Below are 7,232 nucleotides of genomic sequence, written 5' to 3' on the forward strand. Positions count from 1 at the left end.
GCGTGACTGGAGTGTCGCGGTGCGCGAAGAGTACGTGATGGCGAGGGGGCGCAGCGGCTCGCCGGGACGCGCGGGCGGTCCGGGCCGGGCGCCGGGCGTCCGGCGCCGGCGGGTGAGGCCGGGAGGGCGGCGTATCTCATCGGCTTCACCCTTTCACCGGAACGCCCCAGGTCAAGCACCGCCTCGCCGTGGCTCCCCGGATTGTGTGTCGGGTCCGTCCCGTCCGCGGGTCAACTGCCAGGCGTCGCCCTGCCGTTCGACGAACCCCAGAGAGTGAAGTTCGTACAGTCTGCCGATGACTTCATCGGTGTCCGACCCTGCGGCCAGGGCGACTTCGGCCACCGGGGAGGCACGTCCGGCGGGAAGTGCGTCGAGGACCCGGGCGGTCCGGGGGCCGAGCAGGTCGCGGGCGCACACCGGGCCGCGGCGCGGTGGTGCCAGGTCGCCCATGTCGCCGACGAGTTCGACGACTTCGGCGGCGTCGGTCACCAGCACCGCTTCGCCGCGCAGGAGTTCGTGGACGCCGGCGGAGAGCGCGCTGGTGGCGGGCCCGGGAACCCCCATGGTGTGGCGCCCGAGCCGGCCGGCCCAGCGGGCGGTGGCCAGGGAGCCGCTGCGGTGGGCGGCCTCGACCACGACGGTGCCGCGGGTGAGGGCGGCGATGACGCGGTTGCGCAGCACGAACCGGCTGCGGGTGGGGTGGCTGCCGGGCGGGAGTTCCGCGATCAGCAGCCCCTGGCCGGCGATGCGGCGCAGCAGTCCGTCGTGTCCGCGGGGGTAGCCGGTGTCGACGCCGCAGGCGAGCACGGCGGCCGTGGCCCCGCCGGCGGCGAGGACCCCGCGGTGCGCGGCGCCGTCGATGCCGTACGCCGCACCGGAGACGACGACCCAGCCGCGTTCGGCGAGCCCGGCGGCGAGGCCGGCCGCCATGTGGGCGCCGTACGGCGTACAGGCGCGGGCGCCGACGACGGCCACCGAACGCAGCGCCCAGGCCCGCAGCGAGGGGCTGCCGCGGACCCACAGCCCGATGGGCCGGCTGTCGCCGAGGTCGTCGAGCTGCGTCGGCCAGTCGGGGTCGCCCGGGCAGACGAACCGCCCGCCGGCCGCCTCGGTGGCGGCGAGGTCGCCCGCCGGGTCGGCTGCCGCGGCCCGGTCGCGGTACCCGGTGATGCGGTCGGGCCCGACCCCGGTGAGCACCGCACTGCCGGACGCCGGCCCGGTCAGCAGCCCGAGCAGGCCCGCGGCCCCGTGCTCGCGCAGCCAGCGCCCGGCGTGCGCGTCCCCCGGCTCCAGCACCCGGGTCAGCGCAGCCCGCGCCGTCCGTTCGGCCGACGGGTCCCGGACGCCGGCCCTGCCGCCTCCGGGCCCCGAGCCGCCCGGTCCTGCCCCGGCGCTGCCACCCGGGCCGGATCCCGGGCCGAACCCCGGGCCGGGGTGCACATCGGTGGCACGGGTGTCGGCGGGCCGGGGACCGTTGGGGTGAGGGGCACCGGGCCGAGGGCCGGTGGGGTGGTGTTCGGCGCTCATGAGGCCGCTCCTGCCGGGAGTGGGGTACCGCGGGCGATGCCGGTGCGGAGTTCGAGGGCGACGGCCACGTCCAGGGGGCCGGGGCGGTCGCGGCCGCCGAGGTCGGCGACGCTCCAGGCGACGCGCAGGACGCGGTCGACGCCTCGGGCGGTGAGCAGGCCGCGTTCCATGTCGCGTTCGGCTTGGGCCAGGGCGCCGGTGGCGGCCTGCCAGCGGGTGCGGAGTTCGTGGCCGGGGACTTCGGCGTTGGTGGTCCAGGGGGTCCCTGCGAGTCGGGCGGCGGTGCGCTCGCGGGCGGCCCGGACCCGGTCGGCGACGGCGGCGCTGGGTTCGCCGCGGCCGCCCTGGCCGAGCAGGTCGGCGCGGGTGACCGGCTCGGCCCCGACGCGCAGGTCGACGCGGTCGAGCAGCGGCCCGGAGAGCCTCGCCTGGTAGCGGCGGATCACGGAGGCGGGGCACTCGCAGCCCGCGCCGTGCAGGGTGTGGCGGCCGCAGGGGCAGGGGTTGGCGGCGAGGACGAGGAGGAACCGGGCGGGCAGCCGCACCACGCCGTTGGCCCGGGCGATGACGACCTGGCCGGATTCGAGCGGCTGGCGCAGCGCGTCGAGCGTGCGGCTGCTGAATTCGGGCGCCTCGTCGAGGAAGAGCACTCCGCGGTGGGCCAGGGAGACCGCGCCGGGCCGGGGCAGTCCGTTCCCGCCGCCGACGAGGGACTGCATGGTCGCGGAGTGGTGCGGGGCGCAGTAGGGCGGGGCGGTGACCAGGGGTTCGCCGGGCGGCAGGATGCCGGCGACGGAGTGGACGGCGGTCACCTCCAGGGACTCCTGCCGGGTGAGGGGCGGGAGGATCCCGGCGAGCCGTTCGGCGAGCATGGTCTTGCCGGCGCCGGGCGGGCCGGTCAGGAAGAGGTGGTGGCCGCCGGCGGCGGCGACCTCCAGGGCGCGGCGGGCGGCGTGCTGGCCGGCGACGTCCGCGAGGTCGGGCGGGGCGCTGCAGCCTCGGGCGAGGCCGCTGCCCGCTCCGGCGCCGGGTTGCAGCAGGGCGGCGAGTGCGGGGTCGGGGCGGCCCTCCCGGTCCGGGGGTTCCTCCTCGGGGACGGGGCTGTCGGTGAGGACGGCGATGAGCTGGCGGAGGCTGCGGACGCCGAGCACGGACACGTCGGGCACGAGGGAGGCTTCCGCGGCCGACTGCTCGGGGACGACGACCTGCCGGTAGCCGGCCTCGGCGGCGGCGAGGACGGCCGGCAGGATGCCGGGCACCGGCCGGACCCGGCCGTCGAGCCCGAGTTCGCCGATGAGCACCAGGTCGGCGATCTCCCTCGGGTCGATGCACTCGGCGGCCCCGAGCACCGCAGCGGCGACGGCGAGGTCGAAACCGCTGCCCGATTTCGGCACGGCGGCCGGGCTGAGGCCCACGGTGAGCTTCTTCTGCGGCCATTCGGCCCCGGAATTGACCACGGCGGCCCGGACCCTGTCCCGGCTTTCGACGAGGGTCTTGTCGGGGAGTCCGACGAGGGTGAAGGCGGCGACGCCGGGTTCGAGGTCGGCCTGCACCTCGACGACCACGCCGTCGACTCCGACCAGGGCGACGGAGCAGGCGCGGGCGAAGCCCATCACGCCACCCCCTTGGCGTGCTCGACGCGCGGGGCGCCGCGGCGCGGTACGAGGACTCCGACGAGGTCGATGCGGACGCCTCCGGCGGGCGGTCCGCCGTGGTCGGCGATCCAGCGGGCGGCGAGTCTGCGCAATCGGGCCGACTTGGCCGGGCGCACCGCGGCCATGGGGTGTTCGAACGGGCCTTCGCGGCGGGTCTTGACCTCGCAGACGACGAGGGCGTCGCCGTCCCGGGCGAGGATGTCGATCTCGCCGGTCCGGCAGCGCCAGTTCCGGACGATCACGGTCATACCGGAGCGGGCCAGGTGCCGCACCGCCAGGTCCTCGCCGTACCGCCCCAGCGCCCGCCGCGCGAGATCGCGCCGTACGCAGGTCCTGCGGTCGTCTTCCACCCGGGTTCGAGTGTTCATCGGTACCACCTCCGGTACCGACGGTCCCGCACCCGCCGCCCAGAAGTGGATCTTGGTGGACGACGGGCCCGTTGTGGACAACCCGCTCACCCGTGGGGGTGAGCCTTCCCCGGTGCCGGGATCAGCCGCCCGGCAGTTCGAGGTCGCTCTTGTTGAGCTCCTCGATGTTCACGTCCTTGAAGGTCAGCACCCGGACCTGCTTGACGAACCGGGCGGGCCTGTACATGTCCCAGACCCACGCGTCCGCCATCGTGACCTCGAAGAACACCTCGCCCTGCACCGAGTGCACCTGCATCTCGTAGTCGTTGGTGAGGTAGAAACGGCGTTCCGTCTCGATCACGTACTTGAACAGCCCGACGACGTCGCGGTACTCGCGATAGAGCTTCAGCTCCATCTCCGTCTCGTACTTTTCGAGGTCCTCGGCGCTCATGGCATGTTCCCCTTCAGCCGTGCGTCCCCCTATTGTGCGCCAGCCGGGTGTGCCCCTAAACGATTTCCGGGGCCAGGACCACCGGCGCATCCGGAGGACCCTCGTCGAGCAGCGTGCGCAGCAGCCCGGCGAGTCTGGTCGGGTACACCGTCTCACGGGCCGCCGACAGTTCCCCGCAGGTCCACCACCTTGCTCCGGAGACGCTGCGCCGCTCCAGTTCCGTCAGCCCCGCAGGGGCCGTCTCGGTCTGGTCGGTGCGGGCCAGGAAGTACCACTCGTCCTGCTCCCAGCGCCGCCCGTCGAACGGGAAGGAGCAGTACCGGCGCCACAGCACGGGCCCCAGCTCGACCCGGGTGATGCCGGTCTCCTCGGCCAGCTCCCGCAGCGCGGCCTCCTCACGGCTCTCGTCGCCCTCCAGGCCGCCGCCGGGGGTGAACCACCAGTCGTCGGCGGGGTCGGCCGGCTCGAAACCGTGCAGCAGCAGGATCCGGTCCTGCGGGTCCAGCAGGACCACGCGGGCCACCTTGCGGGCCACCGGCCTGCGCGCCGGGTCGGCGTGGTCAGCCGACACTCGCCCGCTCCCGGCCGGCTCCCCCGGCCCCCGCGCCGGTGCCGCCCGCGCCGCCTCCCGAACCGCGGCGGCCGCGCCCCGCGAGCCTGGCCAGCGGCCCGTACGCGGCCCCCGCCAGCACCAGCACCGCACCGCCCGTGACGGTGTACAGCTGGATCCGCAGCGGTCCGGGGGACGAAATGCCGCCGGGCAGTCCGGCGAAGGCCGTCGGACGCTCCAGCATGGCGGGATCGGACCAGGCCACGGCGTCCACCCGGGCGCTGACCGCGGACCGCGGCACGGTGCCCTGGCCGGCTTCGGCGATGTGCGAGCGGGAGTCCAGGGAGGCGCCGCGCTGGTCGCCGAGGAGGAAGAGGTTGCCCTCGGGCACGGTGACCTCGAACGGCGTGTCGGAGGCCTTGCCGGCGAACAGCCCCAGGTAGGGCTCGTCGAGGGCCTTGCCGTTGACCGTGAGCCGCCCGCCCTTGCCGCAGCAGCTCACGACGTCGCCGCCGATGCCGACGACGCGCTTGACCATGGGCGCGTTGCTCCACACCGCATCAGTAAAAATCACGACGTCGCCCCGGCGCACCTCGGAGCCGTCGATGCGCTGCGCGAGCACCCGGTCGCCGGGCTTCACGGTGGGCACCATCGAGTCGGTGGGCACCGTGTAGGGCCGGTATTCGACGGCGCCCCACACCATGCCGCCGACGAAGAGCAGAAAGCCGACGGCCACGACCAGTCCCGACAGCACATTGCCGAGACGGCCGTGGCCGTTGCCACTGCCTCGTGTTCCCCGTCCGCCGGCTCCGCCGGTCCCGCCCGTACCGCCCATTCCAGCGCCCCCTGCTCCGGAGTCCTGACCTGGGACGGCACCCTACCCGGCGGTAGGCCGCGGGGTCAGCCCCGATCGGCGGTGAGCTTGCGCCGGCGCCACAGCACCAGCGGCAGCGCACCGGCCAGACCCAGGCCCAGCGGGGCCGCGCCGAGGGCGGCCGCGGCGGTGGTGTTGATGCCCGGCTGGTCGAAGGTGTCCGGGATCGGCAGGGTGGCCCAGCGGGTGACCGGCCAGGCGACGACGACGGCACGGCCGACGACCTTGTCCACGGGGACGAAGCCCTTGGTCGCGTCGTCCATGTGCCAGCGGGAGTCGTACGAGTTCTGGCGGTGGTCGCCCATCACCCAGATCTTGCCGTCCGGCACCTTGAACGGGCCGAAGGGCTTGTCGTCGCAGGCCGTGTTGCCCGGGTAGATGTACGGCTCGACGAGCGCCTTGCCGTTGACCTTGACCGGGCCGCCCTTCTCGCACTGGACGGTGTCGCCGCCGACCGCGATGACCCGCTTGATCAGGTCCTTCTCCTCCGCGGACGGCATCAGGCCGATGAAGCTGAGGAACTTCTGCACCGCGTTCGGGTCGGGGGTGGGCTCGCCTTCGAGCCAGTTGTTCGGGTCGTGGAAGACCACGACCTCGCCGCGCTCCGGCTCGGACCCGAACCAGGGCGTCAGCTTGTCCACGAGCACCCGGTCGCCGCGCTGCAGGGTGTTCTGCATCGAGTCGGACGGGATCGAGAAGGCCTGCACCAGGAAGGTCTTGATCAGCAGGGCGAGGACCAGCGCGATGATGACGAGGAGCGGCAGCTCCTTCCAGAAGGAGCGCTGCCTGCGGCCGCCCTCCTCCGGTTCTTCCTGCTCCGCGCCGTCGCCCGCGCCGAGCCCGTCGCCCGGGTCGCCACTCGGGGCGGTCTCGCTGTCCACAGCAACCTCCGGCCGCTCTTCGGGTTCTTCGCGTCCGGTTCGTGCGCCGACCGCCACATCCCCCACGTCCACTCCTCACTCGGCATGCCGCCCGCGCCCGGAAGGACACGGAACCTCCACTCCCCTAACGAGCGGGAGTTCCGCAGGGGTCGGGAGCCGGACCGTTCCGTGGAGTTCGCCTCCGGTGAGGTCCGTTCCGCAGAGATCCAAGAGCACAGACTATGCGACGGGGCGCGGGCGGCGGCGCCCGCGGCGCGCTGGTTCGGCGACCGAGCGGAAGGCCGCCGGTTCCTCCAGTCTGCTCCAGTGCGAGAACGGCCAGGCAATGACCACCGCGCGTCCGAGTACGCCCTCTTCGGAGATCGTTCCGTGGAACTTCTCGTCCAGATGGAAGCGGGAATCGGCCGAATTCGCCCGGTGGTCGCCCATCACGAAGAGCCGTCCCTCCGGGACCCGTACGGTGAAGCGGATGTCCGAGGGCGTGTTCCCGGGGTGTACGTACGGCTCGTCGAGCGGGGTTCCGTTGACCGTGACCCGGCCCTTCGCATCGCAGCAGGCCACGGTGTCGCCGCCGATCGCGACGACGCGCTTGATCAGATCCTGCTCGTCGGCGGAGGGCAGCAGGCCGATGAACGTCAGCACCTGCTTGACCTGCTTGACGCCCACCGGATCGGACGTCACGTGGTGGTTCTCGGCCTGGAGCCAGCCGCCGGGGTCCTTGAAGACCACGACGTCGCCGCGCTCGGGCCGGGCGCCGAACCACGGGGTCAGCTTGTCGACCAGCACCCGGTCGCCGATCCGGATCGTCTGCTCCATCGAGCCGGACGGGATCACGAAGGCCTGGACGAGGAAGGTCTTGAGCACCAGGGCTATGAGGAGGGCCACCGCCACCAGCAGCGGGATCTCCCCGACCCGGCGGGTGCGCCGGCGCCGCCGGACCCGCCGGG

The 7,232-nt window shown here is 73.9% G+C and carries 8 protein-coding genes; all 8 read right to left on the reverse strand.

From position 1 onward, the window contains the following. Positions 1-171: 171 nt before the first annotated feature. On the reverse strand, positions 172-1,527 hold the full coding sequence (gene dprA, locus LG634_RS34325) for a DNA-processing protein DprA (RefSeq protein WP_226739902.1): 1,356 nt from the start codon (positions 1,525-1,527) through the stop codon (positions 172-174). Beyond that, positions 1,524-3,140, reverse strand: a complete 1,617-nt coding sequence (locus tag LG634_RS34330) for a YifB family Mg chelatase-like AAA ATPase (RefSeq protein ID WP_226739920.1) — start codon at positions 3,138-3,140, stop codon at positions 1,524-1,526. Before LG634_RS34330 ends, dprA begins: the two co-directional genes overlap by 4 nt. After that, entirely contained in the window at positions 3,140-3,550 is a 411-nt protein-coding gene (locus LG634_RS34335; protein ID WP_226739904.1) for a YraN family protein, read from the reverse strand. The genes LG634_RS34330 and LG634_RS34335 overlap by 1 nt, the downstream gene beginning before the upstream one ends. Before the next feature lie 121 nt (positions 3,551-3,671). Continuing rightward, positions 3,672-3,980 carry a DUF2469 domain-containing protein gene (locus LG634_RS34340; protein WP_014675276.1) on the reverse strand — a complete coding sequence of 103 codons (309 nt, stop codon included), beginning with the start codon at positions 3,978-3,980 and terminating at the stop codon, positions 3,672-3,674. Positions 3,981-4,035: 55 nt separating this feature from the next. Beyond that, complete coding sequence (locus LG634_RS34345) at positions 4,036-4,551, reverse strand: NUDIX hydrolase (protein WP_226739906.1); 516 nt, start codon at positions 4,549-4,551, stop codon at positions 4,036-4,038. Continuing rightward, complete coding sequence (lepB, locus tag LG634_RS34350; protein ID WP_226739908.1) at positions 4,541-5,365, reverse strand: signal peptidase I; 825 nt, start codon at positions 5,363-5,365, stop codon at positions 4,541-4,543. Before lepB (LG634_RS34350) ends, LG634_RS34345 begins: the two co-directional genes overlap by 11 nt. Before the next feature lie 65 nt (positions 5,366-5,430). Continuing rightward, entirely contained in the window at positions 5,431-6,342 is a 912-nt protein-coding gene (lepB, locus tag LG634_RS34355) for a signal peptidase I (protein ID WP_226739922.1), read from the reverse strand. A 162-nt stretch (positions 6,343-6,504) separates the two neighbouring features. After that, positions 6,505-7,232, reverse strand: a 728-nt coding sequence (gene lepB, locus LG634_RS34360; protein WP_226739910.1) for a signal peptidase I, incomplete at its 5' end; no start/stop codon positions are given.

Origin of the sequence: Streptomyces bambusae, assembly GCF_020532645.1 — a bacterium.
In the GTDB taxonomy this organism is placed as follows: Bacteria; Actinomycetota; Actinomycetes; order Streptomycetales; family Streptomycetaceae; genus Streptomyces; species Streptomyces bambusae.